Origin of the sequence: Micrococcus sp. KRD070, assembly GCF_017168435.1 — a bacterium.
GTDB lineage: Bacteria > Actinomycetota > Actinomycetes > Actinomycetales > Micrococcaceae > Micrococcus > Micrococcus luteus.
This window is the reverse complement of record NZ_JABFNH010000022.1, coordinates 245681-265049: the sequence shown is the minus strand read 5'-3', so window position 1 is coordinate 265049 and position 19369 is coordinate 245681. Positions and strand designations below refer to the sequence as shown.

Sequence of the window (19369 nt, the reverse complement as noted above, 5' to 3'; positions counted from 1 at the left end):
CGAGGCAGGAGCGGGCAGCGGCCTCCTGGCCTCATCCGTCCTGCGACCTTCGGGACGTCTTCGCCGGACGATGCCGCGGCCGCTTCGGACGTACGGCGACGAAGGGGCGCCCTGTCCGACTGCTCCTGGCGACCTCGACCACGGCATCCACGTTCGACGGAGGACGGGAGAACGTCTCGCCGGGTGGACGTCGGAGCTGAGTCCACCGTTCCGCTGCGGTCACACGGGAATCGCCGTCAGTGCGGTCACGCCGGGGCGGGAGACGCGAGCTGGCAGGGCATGCCGGGTTCGGGGACGGCGGGACTGATGTGCACGGCCCGCCCCGGCAGGGGCTCGACCTCGGTCAGCCGGGGCCAGATGAGCCGGTGCTCGGCGTTCGTCCCGGCCGGCACGAAGAAGCGGTGGGGCAGGTGCAGCAGCAGCCGGCCCGTCGCCAGCTCTCGGCCGCCGAACACCGCCAACCGCAGGCCGGCGGCGGTCGGACGGCCGAGCCAGTCGTGCACGTCCTCCTCGACCGTGCGGTAGGTGTCCCCGACGCGCAGGCCGGACCACGCGTTCCAGCCCGTGATCACCGCCGTGCCGCCGGCGGCCGCGAGCTCGCGCAGGCGGGCCAGGGCGGCCTCCCCGGCCCCCTCGGCGTCCGGGGTCAGCACCGGCGTCCCGGACCGCGCGGCCGCCGCGGCCTCCCCGGTGCCGTCCAGCACGGCCACCGGCCGGCCGCTGCGCAGCGCCACTTCGACGACGGCGGCCGTGCCCACGAGGTCCCACGACTCCTGCTCCGTCGCGGTGCGCAGGGCGATCGTGCTGCCCAGGTTCGAGCGCAGGTCCGAGCCCACCGCACCCGTGGCCCGCTGCGTGGCCAGGATGAGGTGGAAGCCGAGGGAACGGCCCGTGGCGGCCAGACGCTGCAGGACGGCGGCTGCGTCCGGGTGGTCGTCCACGAGCACGCGCAGTTCGTCGATCGCCACGACGAGCCGAGGCAGCGCCGCGTCCGGATGGCGGCGGCGGAAGCCGGGATAGTCGCTGACCCCGGCCTCCGCGAAGAGGGCCTCGCGGCGATGCAGCTCCGCCCGGATGGCGCTCAGCGCCCGCAACGAGGCCGTTCCCACGTGGTTGGTCTCCAGGCTCATCGTGTGGGGGAGCGCGCCCAGCGGACCGAACGACGCACCGCCCTTGAAGTCCAGCAGCAGGAACGCGACCTCGGCCGGCGGGTGGTGCGCCGCGGCCCCCAGCAGGAGGGACAGCAGGAGATCCGACTTCCCGGATCCCGTGGTGCCCGCGATGAGCAGGTGCGGCCCGTCGGCGGCCAGGTCCATCTCGACGACGCCCGTCTCGTCGCCGCTACGGGCGAGGGTCACGGTGAGCCCGTCGACGGCATCGCGGGCGCCCACCTGCCCCGGTGGTGTGAGCGTGCCGTCGCCGTCGTCGGCGGGCAGCAGGCCGAGGTCCACGACGTCGTCGGCCAGCTCGGTCAGCCAGGCGACCAGGGTGCCGTCGGCGAGGCCGTCGGCGGTCACGTCCTCGAAGCGCTGTTGTTCGGCCGGGACCACGACGGTGCGCCCGCGCAGGTCGACGACGGCGTCCCCCGGCGCAGGCGACGGCCCGGTGAAGTCGTACCGCGTCCAGGGCAGATCCGCCCGGGCCGTGGGCGTCGTCCCCGCGTCGCCGCCGATGGCGGCCCGCCACGCTCGCCACGCCGGATCCAGTGCCGCGTCCTCAGGAGCCGACACCAGCAGCCGCGGGCCGGACCCGCCCGACCACCAGGTGCGGCGGACTCCACCGGCCTCCACCACGAACGCGCCGTCGGCGGCCACCGCGTGCCGCAGGAGCTGGAACACCGCCCACCGGCAGGCCCCGGCCACATCGCGCGGCGGCCCGAGCACGACGACGCGCGACTCCGGCGGTGACGTCGTCATCACGGTGCGCCGCGACGTGACGGCCTCCACCCATGCCTCGTCCGGGTCGTCCCGCGACAGGGACAGCGCCCCGACGCCGGAACCCCACGAGACCGCCACGGCCTCGTCGGCCCCCGACGTCAGCCCGAAGCGGTCCGTCGCGCCGGAGCGGACGGCGCGGGCCACCGCACCGGGGCTCAGTGCCGCCTGAGCCCGCCGGCGCACGAGCGCGTCCGCGCGGGCGGCGAGCAGCCGCGCATGCCGCAGCCGGGTACGGCGCTGCATCGCCAGCATGACCAGCGCCACCGTCACGGACAGCACACCGAACAGCAGGAACACCGGGTTGCCCATCATCAGGACCAGGGCGACCCCGAGCACCAGCGGGCCCAGGGCCGCCACCAGCGGGATCACGACGGACTGCCGGGCCGGTGGGGATCCGAGGTCGACGGCGGGCGGCTCCGGCGTGACCGGCCGCGGCAGGGCGGCCCCGGGCCCGCGGACCAGGCCCAGGGCGGTCCGGCCCACAGGGAGCGGGCTGCGGCCGTCCCACAGGCGTCCGGTGTCCCGAGGACCGTCGTGGACGTGCAGCCCGGTGGGCGCGAGCCGCAGACGCATCGGCCGCGACGGGGCAGAGGGGTCGTCCAGCAGCAGCCGCGCCCCACCGCGTCCCGTGCTCAACCCGCCCTCCCCCAGAGGGACGAGGCGGCCGGCGTCGGGTCCGTGCTCGGTGACCACCGCGAGCTCCGGCCCCCGGGCCGGTGCACTCCCGACCCGTTCCGCGTACGTCACGCTGCGCGGCCCGGCAGCGCACCGGTGCAGCGACCGGGCGGGAAAACGTTCCCGCACCGCCCGGTCCTGCTCGTCCGCGTCGGCGGGGAAGTGCTCCACCCGCCATGTCTCGGGAGCGGCCCCGCCCAGGATCCGCACGCTCCAGGCCATCCCCGCCCCTCCCTCCTGAGACCGGCGACCGGCCCGTCCGGCCGCCTGGGGACGACCCTGCCACGGCCTGATGGCGGCTCGGGCGGCCTGTGGACAACTCCCCGTCGAACGGGACCGCCGCCACGTTGTCCACAGTCATGGTGTCCTGGACCACACGCATCGACGGAACGGGGTATCTTCCTGATCGAGACATGTGCGGCGCTGGGGATGGCGCCGAATCGGGCACAGGAGGGACACATGGATGCGGTGCGCATTCTCGAGGACGAGATCCGGGAGATCGTCCGGCGGCAGGGCATCGACCCGCAGCGTGAGCACGCCCGGGTCCTGACGCTCATCCAGGACGCGGCCGCGGACTACGAGTCCCGCGCGATGGTCAGCTCGCTGCCGGACCTGGAGGATCCCGTGGCGGCGCGGCAGGACCTGTTCGACCGCATCGCGGGCCTCGGGCCGCTCCAGCGGCTCATGGACGATCCCTCCGTGGAGGAGATCTGGCTGAACGCGCCGGACGCCGTCTACTGCGCGCGGTCCGGCCGCTCCGAGCTGACGGGCATCGTCCTGACCGAGGAGGAGGTGCAGGACCTCGTCGAAGTCATGTTGAAGTCCTCGGGCCGGCGGCTGGACCTGTCGATGCCGTTCGTCGACGCGGCCCTGCCAGACGGTTCGCGCCTGCACGTGGCCATCCCCGACATCACGCGGCGGCACTGGGCCGTGAACATCCGGAAGTTCATCGCCCGGGCGCGCCGGCTGGACGACCTCGTCCGGGGCGGTTCCCTCACTCCGACGGCGGCCCGCTTCCTGGACGCGGCCGTGGACGCGGGCATGAACATCCTCGTCAGCGGGGCCACCCAGGCGGGCAAGACCACCCTGCTCAACTGCCTGGCTTCGGCCATCGGCCCGCGGGAGCGGGTGATCACCGTGGAGGAGATCTTCGAGCTGCAGATCCCGGTGCGCGACGTCGTCGGGCTGCAGTGCCGCCAGCCGAACCTGGAGGGCCACGGCGAGATCCCGCTGCGTCGCCTCGTCAAGGAGGCGCTGCGGATGCGCCCGGACCGCCTGATCGTCGGCGAGGTGCGCGAGGCCGAGGCGCTGGACATGCTCGTCGCTCTGAACTCCGGCCTGGCCGGCATGTGCACGATCCACGCGAACTCGGCCGCGGACGCGCTCACGAAGCTCTGCACGCTGCCGCTGCTGGCCGGGGAGAACATCTCCCGGGACTTCGTCGTCCCGACGGTCGCCACGTGCATCGACGTCGTCGTGCACTGCGAGCGCGACCGTCAGGGCCGCCGGCGGGTGCGGGAGATCCTCACCGTCGGCTCACGGGTGGAGGGCGGGGTCATCGAGACGTCGGCGCTCTTCCAGCGTGACGCCGAGGGCGACCTGCGCCTCAACGAGGGTGCGAACCTGGAGTTCGAGGCGCTCGCCCGTCGCGGCGTGGACGTCCACGAGCTGGTGGGGCTGCGCTGATGGCCGCGCTGCTGGGGCTCGCGCTCGGCTGCGGCCTGTTCCTGCTGTGGTGGTCCCTCTGGTCCCCTCCCACGGAGAGACCCGGGGCCGCCCGCCCCGACTCGCGCCTGCGTGTGCTGATCGCCCAGTCCGGCATCCAGCGTCTCAGCCCGGCCGGCGTCGTGTCCGCCATGGCCGTCGGCGGTCTCGTGGTCGGGCTGCTCGTCCTGTCGCTGACCAGTACGTGGACCATCGCCGCGTGCTTCGCCGTCTTCGGCGCGGCCGTGCCCTGGCTGCTGCTGTCCTGGCAGGCCCGCCGGCGGTCCACGGCACTGCGCGAGCTGTGGCCGGACGCGATCGACCACGCCCGGTCGGCCATCCGCGCGGGCCTGACTCTCCCGGAGGCGCTCATCCAGCTCGGGGAGACCGGGCCGGAGGGGCTGCGCGAGCCGTTCCAGCAGTTCGCCCGGGACTACCGGGCCGGAGCCCGCTTCGTGGACGCACTGGACCGGCTCAAGGCCCGGATGGCCGACCCCGTCGCGGACCGCCTGGTGGTCTCGCTGCGCCTGACCCGCGAGGTCGGCGGCGCCGACATCGGCCGTCTGCTGCAGACCCTCTCCGAGTTCCTCCGGCAGGACGCCCGCATCCGCGCCGAGCTCGAGGCCCGGCAGTCGTGGACCGTGAACGCGGCCCGGTTGGCGGTGTGCGCCCCGTGGCTCGTGCTCCTGCTGCTGGGGACCCAGCCCGCCGCGGTCGCGGCCTATCGGTCCGCCGCCGGCGGGGCCGTGCTCCTCGCCGGCATGGTGGCCTCCGTCGTCTGCTACCGCGTCATGCTCCGCATCGGCGCGCTGCCCCGGGAGAAGCGGGTGTTCGCATGACGTCCGCGCTGATCTGGGCTGCGCTCCTGGGCCTCACCCTCGGGGCGGGACTGCTCCTCATCCTGGTCACCCAGCCGGTGGGCTGGCGCCCCAGCCTCGAGCAACGGGTCGAACCGCAGCTGCGCCACCACATCCCGGCCTCCCGCCTCCTCGAGGAGGAACGTGCGGGCGCCTCGCCCTGGGGAACGTGGGGACGCATCCTCGATCCCGTGGTGCAGGCCGGAGTCGGCTGGGTCCAGCGCATCTCCCCGGGCGGGGCGGCGCTCGACCGCAAACTGGCCGCCGCGGGGCTCGCGGTCACGTCGACGGACTTCCGTGCCCAGCAGGTCCTGAGCGCGGCCGCGGGGGCCGCCGTGGCGGCCGTCCTCGCGCTCAGCCTCACCGTCACGGGCCGCGTGCCGGTGATCACGGGGGTCGCCCTCGTGATCGCCGGCGGCATGGCCGGGTTCCTGCTCCGGGAGCAGCTGCTCTCCCTGCGGGTGCGACGGCGGCGCGAGGCCATCCTCTCCGAGTTCCCGTCCGTGGCCGAGCTGTTCGCGCTCTCGGTGGGCGCGGGGGAGAGCGCCGCCGGAGCGCTCGAACGCATCGCGGGGACGGCGCGCGGGGAGCTGGCCGGCGAGTTCCGCACCACGCTCGCCGACATGCGTGCCGGGGCGTCGCTGTCCGCGGCGCTCAAGGCCATGGGACGGCGCGTGCAGCTGGCCCCCGTCGAACGGTTCATCGGGGGCGTGCTCATCGCGCTCGACCGCGGCACGCCCCTCGCCGACGTCCTGCGCGCGCAGGCCCAGGACGTGCGTGAGATGGGTCGCCGCGAGCTCATGGAGGCCGCCGGCCGGAAGGAGATCCAGATGATGGTCCCCCTCGTGTTCGGCATCCTCCCGCTCACGGTGATCTTCGCCGTCTTCCCCGGCATCTCCCTGATGCGCCTGGGGTTCTGAAGACCCACAACTGAATAGTCCATCCATCCACCCACGATCACCATCCACTCCGGCCGCACGGGCGGCCGGCCACCCGAGGAGGGGACCATGCTCCACCACCACGCCATCACCGTCCTGGCCGCCCTGCGCGCCCTCATCCACGACGACGTCCGCGACGAGCGCGGCGACGTCCCCGGCTGGGTGATGATCACCCTCATGTCCGCCGTGCTCGTGGCCGGCCTGCTGGCCCTCGCCCTGCCGGCGCTCCAGGGACTGTTCAACCAGGCCATCTCCCAGGTGTCCCAGGGCGGCTGAGCATGCCCCGGGGTGCTGTCCACGCCGTGCCGGTGCCCCGTGGCGTCCACATGGGCGTCCGCTGGCGGGACGACCGGGGCGCCGCGGTGGCCGAGTCCACCATGGTGATGACCCTGGTCGTCCTGCTCTTCGCGGCGCTGCTCCAGGCCGGCGTCGTGATCCACACGCGCAACGTGATGATCGACGCCGCCTCCGCCGGCGCCCGGTACGGGGCGCTCGCGGACCGGAGTCCCGAGGACGGCGTCCAGCGGGCTCGAGAGCTGCTCTCCTCCGGCGTGCCCGGCCAGTCCGGGGCCGACGTCGCCGCGGAGCTCACCAGCCAGGACGGGGTCCCGGTCCTGCGCGTCACGGTCTCGAGCTCGCTGCCCGGCCTGGGGTTCCTGCCGGGCCCGATCCCCGTGGAGGTGAGCGGTCATGCGTTCCGTCAATGACGTCCGCGACGAGCGGGGAGCGGCCACGGTCGAATTCCTGGGCCTCACCCTCGTCCTGCTGATCCCCGTGGTGTACCTGATGATCTACGTCTCCCAGGTCCAGGCCGCGGCGTTCGCCTCGGTCGCTGCCGCTGACCAGGCCGTCAAGGCCGTGGTCGCCGAGGCCGATCACCCCAGCGCAGGCGCCGCCCACGCCACCGTCGAGCTCACGCTCGCCGACTACGGCGTGGGCGCCGGCCAGTACGACCTGACCGTCGGCTGCGACCAGGGCGGCTGTGGCACGCTCGAACCGGGGGAGGTCGTCGCCGTGCGGGTGGACGTGGCGGTGACCGTCCCCCTCACGCCGGCAGCGTGGTCGCTGACCCCCGTGACGGTGGGTTCCGACGCCCGGCAGACGGTGCCGAGGTTCTGATGCGCCGCCGCCTCACCGCTCGCCTGGGTCACGACGACGGGCAGACCACCGTCCTCACCGTCGGCCTGTGCGCCGTGCTCGTGGCCCTCATGCTGGTCATGCTCGCGGTCACCACCGTGCAGTTGCAGCACCGCCGCCTTCAGTCGCTCGCGGACTCGGCGGCCATCGCCGGGGCAGAGGAGCTCGGCTTCCGGCTGGGGGAGGACCCGGGCGTCGTGCTCTCCGACGACGACGTCGCCGCCTCCGCCAGCGCACACCTCGCGGCCGTCGGTGCCCAGGAGGCCGTGCCCGGGCTCGGCGGGATGAACGCCCGCGTGGCCGACGACGGCACCACCGTCGTCGTCACCCTCGACGCCCGGGCCGATCTGTTCGCCATGACCGGCCCGTTCGCGGGGACACTGCCCCTGTCGGTCCCCCTCGAGGCGACGGGCAGCAGTCGCACTAGCCTGGCCCGGTGATCCGCTTCCTCCACGGCATCGGTGGCCGGCCCGCCCACTTCGAGCCCCTTGCTGACGCCCTCGGCGCCGTGGCCGACCTCGCCGCCTCGCCCGCCCTGCCCGGCCACCCGGGCACGGACGCCGGCGGTCAGGGCCGCCCCCGGGCCGCACGGCCGGCGACCGATGCGGACCCCGTCCTCGACGCCGCCCGCACCTGGGCGGCGCAGGCCGGCCCCGTGCCGGGGCTGCTGATCGGCCACAGCACGGGCGGGGTCATCGCGCTGCGCGCCGTCGCCGACGGGCTGGTGCGGCCCCGCGCCCTCGTGGTCATCGACTCGAACGTCCCGGTGACGGACACCGCCCTGGCCGCCCGGGCGGCCAAGGCCCGCCTCGCCGCCCGCCCGGACTGGCGGAGCGTGCTCCGCGCCTCGCTCGCGCGGGACCTCCTCGTCCCGGAGCCGTGGCGCGAGCGGATCCTGACCGACCTGGACGCCACGCCGGACCATCCGATGCGCGAGCTCTGGGCCGCCGTCCTCGCCGCGGACACCCGTGCCCTCTGGGCCGGCATCACCGTCCCGACGCTGTACGTGCGCAGCACCCGGGACGTCCACCAACGGGACCTGGACGCGGTCACGCAGCACGCCACCGTCGTCGATGTCAGCACGGGCCACTGGCCGCACGTCACGGAGCCCGAGGCCGTCGCGGCGGCGATCCGCCGCTGGCACACGACCGGCGTCCACCCCACGCGGTAGGCTGGCCGAATCATGGCTGACACTGACTTCTCCGCGGAGATCGACTCCCTGCGCCACACCCTGGCCTCCATCGAGCAGGTCTCGGACCTCGACCGCATCAAGGCGGACATCGCCGAACTGGAGCAGCAGGCCTCCGCACCGGACCTCTGGGACGACCCGGAGGAGGCCCAGAAGGTCACCTCCAAGCTCTCCCACCGTCAGACGGATCTCAAGCGCATCACCTCCCTGGAGAGCCGCATCGAGGACCTGGAGACCATGGTCGAGCTCGCCGCGGAGGAGGACGAGCCCTCCCTCCTCGACGACGCGAACCAGGAGCTGACCTCCATCCGCAAGGCCCTGGAGGAACTCGAGGTCGTCACGCTGCTCAGCGGCGAGTACGACCAGCGCGACGCCGTCGTGACCATCCGCGCGGGCGCCGGCGGCGTGGACGCGGCCGACTTCGCCGAGACCCTCATGCGCATGTACCTGCGCTGGGCCGAGCAGCGTGGCTGGTCCACCAAGGTCATGGACACCTCCTACGCGGAGGAGGCCGGCCTGAAGTCCGTCACCTTCGAGGTCAACGCGCCCTACGCGTTCGGCACCCTCTCCGTGGAGGCCGGCACGCACCGCCTCGTGCGCATCAGCCCCTTCGACAACCAGGGCCGCCGCCAGACGTCCTTCGCGGCGGTCGAGGTGGTGCCGCTGATCGAGTCGGACGACTCCATCGAGATCCCCGAGTCCGAGATCAAGGTGGACGTGTTCCGCTCCTCGGGCCCCGGCGGCCAGTCCGTGAACACCACGGACTCCGCCGTCCGCATGACGCACCTGCCCACCGGCATCGTCGTGTCCATGCAGAACGAGAAGTCGCAGATCCAGAACCGTGCCGCCGCCCTGCGCGTGCTCCAGTCCCGTCTGCTGCTGCTGCGCAAGGCCGAGGAGGACGCGAAGAAGAAGGAGATGGCCGGCGACGTCAAGGCGTCCTGGGGCGACCAGATGCGCTCCTACGTGCTGAACCCGTACCAGATGGTCAAGGACCTGCGCACGGGCCACGAGGAGGGCAACCCCTCCTCCGTGTTCGACGGCCACATCGACGATTTCGTGGACGCCGGGATCCGCTGGCGCGCCGAGCAGGTCAAGGCCGCCCAGGAGGACTGAGCCCCACGGCGCGGCCCCGCCGCCCAGGCCACCACGACGCCGGCCCGCACCTCCGCAGCGAGGCGCCGGCCGGCGTCGCCGTTCAAGCCCCCGCAGGGGCCTCGGGCCTGGCCCGGGAGACCGGCCCGGTGGGATGCTCGAAGCACCGGGCAGGCGCCCCCGCGCGCCGGTCCGGCACCAGACTCCATTCCCACCCAGGAGGTCGACCAGCATGACCATGCGCGCCGCCCGTTGGCACGGCAAGAAGGACATCCGCATCGAGGAGATCGACTCGCCCACGGCCGGCCCGGGGCAGGTCCTCGTGGACGTCGCGTGGTGCGGCATCTGCGGCACGGACCTGCACGAGTACCTCGAGGGCCCGATCTTCATCCCGCCGGCCGGGCACCCGCACCCGATCTCCGGCGACGCCGCCCCCGTCACGCTCGGCCACGAGATGTCCGGCACCGTCGCCGCCCTGGGCGAGGGCGTCACGGACCTCGAGGTCGGCCAGAAGGTCGTCGTGGAGCCGTACATCGTGCGCGAGGAGGACCGGGACCGACCGGACTACAACCTCGCGCCGGACATGAACTTCATCGGCCTGGGCGGCGACGGCGGCGGACTGGCCGAGCAGATCGCGGTGCAGCGCCGCTGGGTCCACCCGGTGGCCGACTCCGTGCCCCTCGACCAGGCCGCGCTCATCGAGCCGCTCTCCGTGGCCCACCACGCGTGGGTGCGGGCCGGCCCTCCGACGTCGGGCGTGGCGCTGATCGGCGGCGCCGGCCCCATCGGCGCGCTCACCGCGGCCGTGCTCAAGGGCAAGGGCCTGACGGTGTACGTCTCCGAGCTCTCCGAGCTGCGCCGCCGGAAGGTGCTCGAGGCCGGCGTGGTAGACGAGGCATTCGACCCCCGCGAGGTGGACGTGCCCGCGAAGATCCGCGAGCTGCACGACGGCCAGGGCGCGGACGTGGGCTTCGAGTGCACCTCGGTGGACGTGGTGCTGGACATGCTGCTGGACGCGGTGCGTCCCGGCGGGGTGATCGTCAACGAGTCCATCTGGGGCCACGAGCCCGCCGTGGCCCTGCACAAGCTGGTGATGAAGGAGATCGACCTGCGCGGCACCATCGCGTACGCGAACGACCACGCGGACACCATCCGCATGGTCGAGGACGGCGCCGTGGACCTCGCGCCGTTCATCACCGGCAAGATCGGCCTCGACGACCTGGTCGACCAGGGCTTCGAGACCCTCATCCACCACAACGAGACGGCCGTGAAGATCCTCGTCTCGCCCACCGGCCAGGGCCTCTGAGGCTCCGGCCCGATCCCCGGACGTCCCGACGACGGCCCGCGCCCGCAGCCGGCGGGTGCGGGCCGTCGGGTCCCTGCACCGCGGCGCGCCGTCATGGATGCGTCGTCGCCTGGCGCGCCTGTGACCGGGGTCATAGACTGCATTTGAGTGAATCGTGATGAACCGAGTTGAACGTCCCAGGAGGACCGCATGACCGCCGAGCTGCCCCAGCCTCAGCCCACCGATGCCGTGATCGTGGGCGGTGCCCGCACGCCCTTCACCCGGCTGCTCTCGCAGCAGGCCGACCTGCGCGCCGTGGACCTGGGCGCCCACGCGATCACGCACGCGCTCGAGCGCGCCGGCGTGGCCCCCGAGGACGTGGACATGGTCTACATGGGCCAGGTCGTGCAGGCCGGCGCGGGCCAGAACCCGGCCCGCCAGTCCGCGCTCGCCGCGGGCATCCCGTGGAACGTCCCGGCCATGACGATCAACAAGGTGTGCCTGTCCGGCCTCACCGCCGTGATCGACGCCGCCCGTCTCATCCGCCTCGGCGAGGCGGACGTGGTGGTGGCCGGCGGTCAGGAGTCCATGACCAACGCCCCGCACCTGCTGCCCGGCGCGCGCAAGGGCTTCAAGTACGGCCCGGCCACCATGCTCGACGCCGTCGCGTGGGACGGCCTCACCGACTCCCTGAGCCACGAGGCCATGGGCGAGCTGACCGAGTCCGGCAACGGCGAGCGGAACATCGCCCGCGCCGAGCAGGACGAGGTCGCCGCGGCCTCGCACCAGCGGGCCGCCCGGGCCCAGTCCGAGGGCGTCTTCGAGGGCGAGATCGCCCCGGTGGAGGTGCCGCAGCGCAAGGGCGACCCGCTGGTCGTCTCCCAGGACGAAGGGGTCCGACCGGACACGACCGCCGAGTCGCTGGGCGCCCTGCGTCCGGCGTTCGCGAAGGACGGCACGATCACGGCCGGCAACTCCTCGCCCCTGTCCGACGGCGCCGCCGCCCTCGTGGTGACCTCGCGGGCCTTCGCCGAGGAGAAGGGCCTGACGATCCTCGCCACGGTGGGCGCACCCGGCCAGACCGCCGGCCCGGACAGCTCGCAGCTGCACTCGCAGCCCTCGGACGCGATCAACGCCGCCGTGCGGAAGCAGGGCTGGGACGTGGCCGACCTCGACTTCATCGAGATCAACGAGGCGTTCGGCGCGGTGGCCGTGCAGTCCCTGCGCGACCTCGACTACCCGCACGAGAAGACCAACATCCACGGCGGCGCCATCGCCCTGGGCCACCCGATCGGCGCCTCCGGCGCCCGGCTGGCCCTGCACGCCGCCCTCGAGCTCGACCGGCGCGACGGCGGCCGCGCGGCCGTCTCGCTCTGCGGCGGCGGCGGCCAGGGCGAGGCCCTGATCCTCTTCCGCTGACGGACCGCCCCTGACAGAAAGGACCCCGGACATGGCTCTCGACAAGACCGTGGCCACGCCCGCCGAGGCGGTGGCGGACGTGCCGGACGGCGCGTCCCTGGCCGTCGGCGGCTTCGGGCTCTCCGGCAACCCCGTGCAGCTCATCGAGGCCCTGCTCGAGCAGGGCGCCACGGACCTGTCCGTCGTCTCCAACAACTGCGGCGTGGACGGCTGGGGCCTGGGCATCCTGCTCGGCGCGCGCCGGCTGCGGAAGATGACCTCCTCCTATGTGGGGGAGAACAAGGAGTTCGCCCGCCAGTACCTCGAGGGCGAGCTCGAGGTGGAGCTCGTCCCGCAGGGCACCCTCGCGGAGAAGCTCCGCGCCGGCGGCGCCGGCATCCCGGCGTTCTACACCCGCTCCGGCGTCGGCACCCAGGTGGCCGAAGGAGGCCTGCCCATGCGCTACGACGCGGACGGCACCGTGGTGAAGTCCTCGCAGGCCAAGCCCACGGACACGTTCGTGCTCGGCGAGGGCTACCTCAGCCAGGCCCCGGACGAGCCCGAGACCTATGTGCTCGAACGCTCCATCGTCACCGACTTCTCCCTTGTGCACGCCTGGAAGGGCGACCGCCACGGCAACCTCGTGTTCCGCAAGGCCACCCGCCAGTTCGGCCCGCCCGCGGCCATGGCCGGCCGTGTGTGCATCGCCCAGGTGGAGGAGCTCGTCGAGCCCGGCGAGATCGACCCGGACGACGTGCACCTGCCCGGCGTCTTCGTGCACCGGATCGTGGAGGTCGGCACGGACATCGAGAAGCGGATCGAGAAGCGCACCGTGCGCGCATCGGGGGAGGGGCGGGCATGAGCGAGCAGACCACCGGGCGCCCCCGGGGCCTGAGCCGCGACCAGATGGCGGCCCGCGCCGCGCAGGAGCTGCCGGACGGCGCCTACGTCAACCTCGGCATCGGCATGCCCACGCTGATCCCCAACCACATCCCCGCCGGGCGGTCCGTGGTGCTGCAGTCCGAGAACGGCATCCTCGGCACGGGCCCGTACCCCACGGAGGAGGCCGTGGACCCCGACCTGATCAACGCGGGCAAGGAGACCGTCACCGTGAACCCGGGGGCGTCCTTCTTCGACTCCGCGCTGAGCTTCGGCATGATCCGCGGCGGCAAGATCGACGTCGCCGTCCTGGGCGGCATGGAGGTCTCCGCCGCGGGCGACCTGGCCAACTGGATGGTGCCCGGCAAGATGGTCAAGGGCATGGGCGGTGCGATGGACCTCGTCCACGGCGCCGGCCGCGTGATCGTCATGATGGACCACGTGTCCAAGGACGGCACCCCCAAGATCGTCGACCAGTGCACCCTGCCGCTGACCGGCCGCGCCGTCGTCGACCGCATCATCACGGACCTGGCCGTGATCGACGTCGTCGGCACCCCGGAACAGCCCCGCCTGGCGCTCGTGGAGACCGCGCCCGGCGTCACCGAGGAGCAGGCCCGCGCGCTCACCGGCGCGCCCCTGGACTGAGCCGACGACGCCGCCCCGCGGCCCCGGCGCACCGCCTCGGCGGGCATCGGGCCGGCACGGGATAGACTGGACGGCCGCGCCCTGATCGGGGCGCGGCCGTCGCCGTGGACGCTGGAAGGACGTGAGGCCATGGGCAAGAACAGCAAGGGCAAGGCCGCCAAGCAGCCGGCCCCCGGCGAGCGCCAGGTGATCGCCAACAACAAGAAGGCGCGCCACGACTACACCATCCTCGACACGTACGAGGCCGGCATGGTGCTCACCGGCACCGAGGTGAAGTCGCTGCGCGAGGGCAAGGCCTCGCTCGTGGACGGCTTCGCGGTCTTCTACCGGGACGAGCTGTGGCTCGAGCAGGTCTACATCCCGGAGTACCTCAACGGCTCGTGGACCAACCACGCCGCCCGCCGCCGCCGCAAGCTGCTGCTGCACCGCGCCGAGCTGACGAAGATCTCCCGCCAGATCCAGGATCCGGGCCTGACCATCGTGCCGCTGTCCCTGTACTTCCTGAACGGGCGCGTGAAGGTGGAGATCGGCGTCGCGCGCGGCAACCGCGAGTACGACAAGCGGCACAAGCTGCGCGAGCAGCAGGACAACCGCGAGGCCCAGCGGGCCATGCGGATGCGCAACCGGCGCGCCGGCGTGGCCTGAGCGCGGCAGGCCCCTTGGGAATGCCCGGGGGGCGTGCTACGTTGTATCTCTCGCAGGCCCGGTTTCAGGACCGGCGGGCTCCGCGCCCTCCGCCTGCAGTGGTGATTGACAACCTCATAGAGGAGTCGCCCCCCTGGGGCCGATCGGTTTCGACGGTGTGTGTCGCGTCGGGAGAAGCGGGCCGAGGATGCAGAGTCATCTCGTCAAACGCTCTCTGCAAACCAATAAGTGCCGAATCCAAGCGCACTGACTTCGCTCTCGCTGCCTGATCAGTGATCGAGTCCGTCACCCCGAGGTCGCTGTCGCCTCGGATCGTGGCGTCAGCTAGATAGCCACTGGGCGTCACCCTCGCCGGGGGTCGTGACGCCGACATCAATCCGGCTGGGTCCGGGTTGGCCGCCCGTCTGCGGGACGGCCAGGACCGAGCAACACCCACAGCAGACTGTGCCCGGAGAAGACCCGGCAACACCTCATCGGACGCGGGTTCAATTCCCGCCGGCTCCACTCACCACCACGGGAAGGCCCCGGAATCGTCACGATTCCGGGGCCCTCGTCGTGTCCGCGCCCGGTGTGCGGCGGCCCGCCCCTCAGCCGGCCAGGACCGCGTGCAGGCCCAGTCCGGCGCCCCAGCCGACGACGACGGCCACCAGCCCCAGACCCAGATGCGCGGTCCACAGGCGGGCGGCCGCGCCCCATCGACGGGCGAGCGCGGCGTCAGCCGCCTCAGCGGCCACGGTGGACCACGTCCCCAGGGCGAGGCAGAACCCGGACAGCACGGCCGACACCGCCGCGACGAGCAGGAGCCCCTGCCCGTCGCCCCAGCCCCCGGACGCGTACACCAGCTCCGGCACGGCCAGGCCGACGGTGACGCCGAGGAGCAGGGCCGCCGTCGTGTTGGCGGTGAGCAGACCCCGGGGGCCGAGCCGGTCGGTCAGGCGCCGGCGCGCCAGGGCGCCGAGCACCCCGCCCGCCGCGAGGCAGGCCAGGAGGGCCACCTGGAAGAGAGCGAAGACCTCGTATCCCGCGCCGCTCATGCGTCCTCCTCCGAACGATCCGTCCCGACCACGCGCGACCCCGGGGCGCCCCCGGCGCGCAGGCCGAGCATGGCCGCCGCCGTCGAGAGTGCAGCCATCAGCGCGAGCACCAGCAGCACCGCTACCGCCGCGGCGAGGACGCCACCCGCCCCGGACACCGCGGCGCCCAGCCGCACCGGCCACAGCACCAGGGCGACGGCGCTGGAGATGGTGGTGAACGCACCGAGGAAGCCGGTTCCCAGCCCGGCCACCAGGCGTGGACGCCAGTCCGGCCCGCGGCGGCGCGAGGCCGCCCACAGCAGGCCGAGCAGGAACGAGCCGAGCACGTTCACCACGAACAGCGGCAGGGCCTGGACGAGCACATCCACCGCCCCGAACGCGGCGCCGAACGTGCCGCGGAAGTTGGGCGCCCCGGCCAGCGCGGTCACCGCGTTCATCACCCCCGCACCGCACAGCACGCCCGCGGCACCGCCGAGGGCCACCGCACCCGCAGTGCCGGGCCGGCGATCTGTCCCGCGCCCGCCCCTCCGGTCGGCCGTCGTCTCCCCCCGCGCGGCCATCAGGCGCTGTCCTCGGTCTCGTCACCCGCGCGCAGGCGGGCGAGGACGTCGTCGTGGAGCAGGCCGTTCGTGGCCAGCGCGTGCCCGCCGAACGGGCCGTCCTCGCCGTCCAGCGAGGTGAAGCGGCCGCCGGCCTCGCGCACGATCGGCACCAGAGCGGCCATGTCATGCAGCTCGAGCTCGGGCTCGGCCGCGATGTCCACGGCGCCCTCGGCGACGAGCATGTAGGACCAGAAGTCGCCGAAGCCGCGCACGCGCCACACGTCCGAGGTGAGCTGCAGGAACGCGCGGATCGAGCCGCGCTCGCGCCAGCCCTCGATCGAGGAGAAGGACAGCGACGCGTCCTCGACCCGATCCACGCCGGACACGGTGATCCGCTGAGCACGCGTGAGCGAGGTGCCCGCGAAGGCGCCCTGGCCGGCCGCGGCCCACCAGCGCCGGTGCAGGGCGGGGGCGGAGACGACGCCGACGACGGGCTCACCGTCGATCAGCAGCGCGATGAGGGTGGCCCACACGGGCACGCCGCGCACGAAGTTCTTGGTGCCGTCGATGGGGTCGACCACCCACTGCCGGCCGGAGCGGCTCAGAGATCCGCCGAACTCCTCACCCACGATGCCGTCGCGCGCCCGGGCACGGGACAGGGTGGAGCGGATGGACTCCTCGGCGGCGCGGTCCGCATCCGTGACAGGGGTGAGATCCGGCTTGGTGCTGACCTCGAGGTCCTGGGCCTTGAACCGGGACATCGTGATCGAGTCCACGTTGTCCGCCAGCATGTGGGCCAGCCGCAGGTCCTCCGTGAGGTCGCGGCCGCGGGTCGCAGGGTTCTCAGGTCGCTCCATGCCGCCCACGCTATACCGCGCGGGCCGCCTCAGTCCTCGGACGACGCCGCGTCCTCCGCCCCCGAGGGGGCCAGCCGGTTGCCGAGCAGACGCCGCAGCGAGGCCAGGCGTGCCGCTCCCGAGGGGCCGGCGTGGCCCGCGGCCACCCATGCGTCCAGGCCGCAGCCGGGGGAGTCGGCGGTGTGGGTGCAGCCGCGCGGGCAGTCCGCCAGTCCGCCGGCGAGGTCGTCGAAGGCCTCCACCACGCGGTCCGGCTCGACCCAGCCCAGCCCGAAGGACCGGATGCCGGGGGTGTCCACCACCCAGGTGTCCGGCAGGGGGACGCCGTCGTCGCCCGTCAGCGGCAGTGCGAGCGCGGACGAGGAGGTGTGCCGGCCCCGGCCGGTGACGGCGTTGACGTGACCGGTGGCCCGCTCCGCGCCGGTGAGCGCGTTCAGGAGCGTGGACTTGCCGACGCCGGAGGGCCCCACGAACGCGCTGGTGTGTCCGATCAGCCGCTCGGCCACCCGGGCCACGAGCGAGGCGTCCAGGGCGGTGTCCCCGGTCTCGGCCTCGAAGGTCGCCGCACCGGAGGTCATCACCTCCAGGTCCAGCGCCTCGTAGTGCGCCACCAGCGCGTCCGGATCACGCAGGTCGGTCTTCGTGATGAGGAGCACCGGGTGGATGCCGGCGTCGTAGCAGGCGACGAGGGCGCGGTCGATGAAGCCGGTCCGGGGCTCCGGATTGGCCGCGGCCACCATGATCACCAGCAGGTCGGCGTTGGCCACCACCACCCGCTCGACCTCGTCCGAGTCGTCCGCCGACCGGCGCAGGACCGTGCTGCGCTCCTCGACACGGACGATGCGCGCGAGCGTGCCCTCCTCCCCGGAGAGGTCCCCGACGACGGCCACCCGGTCGCCCGTGGCGATCGGCGTGCGGCGCAGCTCGCGGGCGCGCATCGCCGTGATCCGCTCGTCCAGGCGCTCGGGCAGCACCACGGCGTACCGGCCGCGGTCCACCGTGGTCACCATGCCGACCTCGGCGTCCTCGTGCTTGGGCCGCTCCTTCGTGCGCGGGCGGGTGCCGCGCTTGGACGGGCGCACCCGGACATCGGACTCGTCCCACGCCGAGGGATCGAGGCGCCGGGCCATCAGCGGGCCTCCTCGGCCGCGTCGCCGGGTGCCACGAGCGCGGTCCACAGTGCGGGGAAGTCCGGCATCGTCTTCGCGGTGGTCGCCACGTCCACGATGCCGGTCCCCGGCACGCGCAGGCCGACGACGGCGGCGAAGGTCGCCATCCGGTGATCGTGGTAGGTCTCGAGGGCGGCGGGGGACAGCGGCCCCGACGCGTCCGTGCCCGGGAAGCCGAGCGACGTCTCTTCCTCGTCCACGGTGATCCCCAGGCGGGCGGCCTCGGCGGTGAGCGCGGCGAGCCGGTCCGTCTCATGACCCCGCAGATGGCCGATCCCCGTCAGGCGGGTGGGCCCGGAGGCCAGCAGGGCGAGCGCGGCCGCGGTGGGGGCGAGCTCGGCCGTGTCCGCGATCTCACCGGCGCCGGTGATGCGGGGCGCGCCGTCGTCCTGGACCACCCCCGTCACCGTGAGGCGGCCGCGGGAGCGGTCCGTGCGGTCGACCGTGAGGGCCACGCTCGCCCCGAACTGCGGCAGGATCCGCCGCCAGCGGTCGCCGATCTGCGTCGTGCGGGTGGGCCAGTCCGGCACCGTCACGGAGCCGCCCGTGGCCACGGCGGCGGCCAGGAAGGGGCCTGCGTTGGACAGGTCCGGCTCGACGGTCGCCTCGTGTGCCGGGATGCGCCCCGGGGCCACGGTCCACGCCCCGGGACCCGTCTCGGCGACGTCCACCTCGAGCGCGCGCAGCACCCCGACGGTCATCGCGACGTGCTCCGGACTCGGCACGGTCTGCCCGGTGTGCCGCAGCCGGAGGCCGCGCGGCATCCCCGCGGCCGCCAGCAGCGCGGCGGACAGGAACTGGGAGGAGCCGGAGGCGTCGACCGCGACCTCCGGCACGTCGCCGTCGGGGGCCACCGTGGCCGCGTCCGCGCGGGTCGTCATCGTGAAGGGCAGGCGACCGGGCTCGCCCTCCTCGTTGACGGCCACCCCGAGCTGGCGCAGCGCGTCCAGGACCGGGGCCATCGGGCGCAGGCGCGCGCCGGCGTCGCCGTCGAAGCGGACCCGGCCGGGCCGCAGCGCGGCGACGAACGGGACGAAGCGCATGACCGTCCCCGCCAGTCCGCAGTCCACGGCGACATCCCCGGCCAGCGGCTCGCCGACCGGCATCGGATGCACCCGCAGTCCGCCGTCGGACAGGGGCTCGAACCGGGCCCCGAGCGCTGTGAGCGCCGTGCGCATCAATGCCGTGTCCCGCGACTCGAGGACGCCGTGCAGGACGCACGGACCGTCGGCGAGCGCGGCGAGCACGAGATGCCGGTTCGTCAGCGACTTCGATCCCGGCAGCCGCACCTCTCCGCGCACCGGGCCGCGCGCCACGGGCGCGGGCCAGGTCTCGGCGGCGTCGGGACGGGGGGCGGGGGAGTGCGCGGCGGCACGCGTGGGG

Annotated in this window: 20 protein-coding genes and 1 other RNA gene; 15 read left to right on the top strand and 6 right to left on the bottom strand. The window is 73.8% G+C overall.

Annotated features, from left to right (window positions below; all coding sequences use genetic code 11):
• Positions 1-245 precede the first annotated feature (245 nt).
• Positions 246-2834: an FtsK/SpoIIIE domain-containing protein gene (locus J1M38_RS08890; protein ID WP_206501226.1), complete on the bottom strand. Its 2589-nt coding sequence runs from the start codon at positions 2832-2834 to the stop codon at positions 246-248.
• A gap of 237 nt (positions 2835-3071) precedes the next feature.
• Here J1M38_RS08890 and J1M38_RS08885 point away from each other — a divergent pair, with 237 nt between their 5' ends.
• The 15 genes from J1M38_RS08885 (at position 3072) to ssrA (ending at position 14891) form a co-directional block, all read left to right on the top strand.
• Positions 3072-4298, top strand: a complete 1227-nt coding sequence (locus tag J1M38_RS08885) for a CpaF family protein (RefSeq protein WP_010079081.1) — start codon at positions 3072-3074, stop codon at positions 4296-4298.
• Positions 4298-5155 (top strand): type II secretion system F family protein, encoded by an 858-nt coding sequence (locus tag J1M38_RS08880; protein ID WP_078025995.1) that lies wholly within the window; start codon positions 4298-4300, stop codon positions 5153-5155. The genes J1M38_RS08885 and J1M38_RS08880 overlap by 1 nt, the downstream gene beginning before the upstream one ends.
• Positions 5152-6093, top strand: a complete 942-nt coding sequence (locus tag J1M38_RS08875) for a type II secretion system F family protein (protein ID WP_010079079.1) — start codon at positions 5152-5154, stop codon at positions 6091-6093. The genes J1M38_RS08880 and J1M38_RS08875 overlap by 4 nt, the downstream gene beginning before the upstream one ends.
• A gap of 87 nt (positions 6094-6180) precedes the next feature.
• A complete protein-coding gene (locus J1M38_RS08870; protein ID WP_010079078.1) occupies positions 6181-6387 on the top strand; it encodes a hypothetical protein in 207 nt (68 codons plus the stop codon).
• 2 nt (positions 6388-6389) lie between these two features.
• Positions 6390-6818 carry a TadE/TadG family type IV pilus assembly protein gene (locus J1M38_RS08865; protein ID WP_225348400.1) on the top strand — a complete coding sequence of 143 codons (429 nt, stop codon included), beginning with the start codon at positions 6390-6392 and terminating at the stop codon, positions 6816-6818.
• Complete coding sequence (locus J1M38_RS08860; RefSeq protein ID WP_020628138.1) at positions 6802-7230, top strand: hypothetical protein; 429 nt, start codon at positions 6802-6804, stop codon at positions 7228-7230. The genes J1M38_RS08865 and J1M38_RS08860 overlap by 17 nt, the downstream gene beginning before the upstream one ends.
• The gene (locus J1M38_RS08855) at positions 7230-7688 is read left to right on the top strand and encodes a Tad domain-containing protein (RefSeq protein WP_036381775.1); all 459 of its coding nucleotides are present in this window, start codon (positions 7230-7232) and stop codon (positions 7686-7688) included. The genes J1M38_RS08860 and J1M38_RS08855 overlap by 1 nt, the downstream gene beginning before the upstream one ends.
• Entirely contained in the window at positions 7685-8419 is a 735-nt protein-coding gene (locus J1M38_RS08850; RefSeq protein ID WP_049147203.1) for an alpha/beta fold hydrolase, read from the top strand. The genes J1M38_RS08855 and J1M38_RS08850 overlap by 4 nt, the downstream gene beginning before the upstream one ends.
• A gap of 12 nt (positions 8420-8431) precedes the next feature.
• Entirely contained in the window at positions 8432-9553 is a 1122-nt protein-coding gene (gene prfB / locus J1M38_RS08845; RefSeq protein WP_049147200.1) for a peptide chain release factor 2, read from the top strand.
• Positions 9554-9770: 217 nt separating this feature from the next.
• The gene (locus J1M38_RS08840) at positions 9771-10838 is read left to right on the top strand and encodes a 2,3-butanediol dehydrogenase (RefSeq protein WP_206481995.1); all 1068 of its coding nucleotides are present in this window, start codon (positions 9771-9773) and stop codon (positions 10836-10838) included.
• A 189-nt stretch (positions 10839-11027) separates the two neighbouring features.
• Positions 11028-12236 carry an acetyl-CoA C-acetyltransferase gene (locus J1M38_RS08835; RefSeq protein ID WP_078025998.1) on the top strand — a complete coding sequence of 403 codons (1209 nt, stop codon included), beginning with the start codon at positions 11028-11030 and terminating at the stop codon, positions 12234-12236.
• A 31-nt stretch (positions 12237-12267) separates the two neighbouring features.
• Entirely contained in the window at positions 12268-13077 is an 810-nt protein-coding gene (locus J1M38_RS08830) for a CoA transferase subunit A (protein ID WP_078025999.1), read from the top strand.
• On the top strand, positions 13074-13739 hold the full coding sequence (locus J1M38_RS08825) for a CoA transferase subunit B (RefSeq protein WP_098093206.1): 666 nt from the start codon (positions 13074-13076) through the stop codon (positions 13737-13739). Before J1M38_RS08830 ends, J1M38_RS08825 begins: the two co-directional genes overlap by 4 nt.
• A 129-nt stretch (positions 13740-13868) precedes the next feature.
• Positions 13869-14384: an SsrA-binding protein SmpB gene (gene smpB / locus J1M38_RS08820; protein WP_044659238.1), complete on the top strand. Its 516-nt coding sequence runs from the start codon at positions 13869-13871 to the stop codon at positions 14382-14384.
• 135 nt (positions 14385-14519) lie between these two features.
• Positions 14520-14891, top strand: a transfer-messenger RNA (tmRNA) gene (ssrA, locus tag J1M38_RS08815).
• Positions 14892-14971: 80 nt separating this feature from the next.
• Here the strand turns inward: ssrA and J1M38_RS08810 are convergent.
• From J1M38_RS08810 to aroA, 5 genes are all read right to left on the bottom strand, one after another.
• Entirely contained in the window at positions 14972-15418 is a 447-nt protein-coding gene (locus J1M38_RS08810; protein ID WP_098093204.1) for a CrcB family protein, read from the bottom strand.
• Positions 15415-15900, bottom strand: coding sequence for a CrcB family protein (locus J1M38_RS08805; protein ID WP_078026001.1), 486 nt, complete (start codon positions 15898-15900; stop codon positions 15415-15417). The genes J1M38_RS08810 and J1M38_RS08805 overlap by 4 nt, the downstream gene beginning before the upstream one ends.
• A 77-nt stretch (positions 15901-15977) precedes the next feature.
• Positions 15978-16817: a histidinol-phosphatase gene (gene hisN / locus J1M38_RS08800; RefSeq protein WP_206481993.1), complete on the bottom strand. Its 840-nt coding sequence runs from the start codon at positions 16815-16817 to the stop codon at positions 15978-15980.
• Positions 16818-16846: 29 nt separating this feature from the next.
• Positions 16847-17947, bottom strand: a complete 1101-nt coding sequence (gene rsgA, locus J1M38_RS08795; protein WP_078026003.1) for a ribosome small subunit-dependent GTPase A — start codon at positions 17945-17947, stop codon at positions 16847-16849.
• A partial coding sequence (gene aroA / locus J1M38_RS08790) for a 3-phosphoshikimate 1-carboxyvinyltransferase (RefSeq protein WP_241246566.1) occupies positions 17947-19369 on the bottom strand: 1423 nt, incomplete at its 5' end. The genes rsgA and aroA, both read right to left, overlap by 1 nt.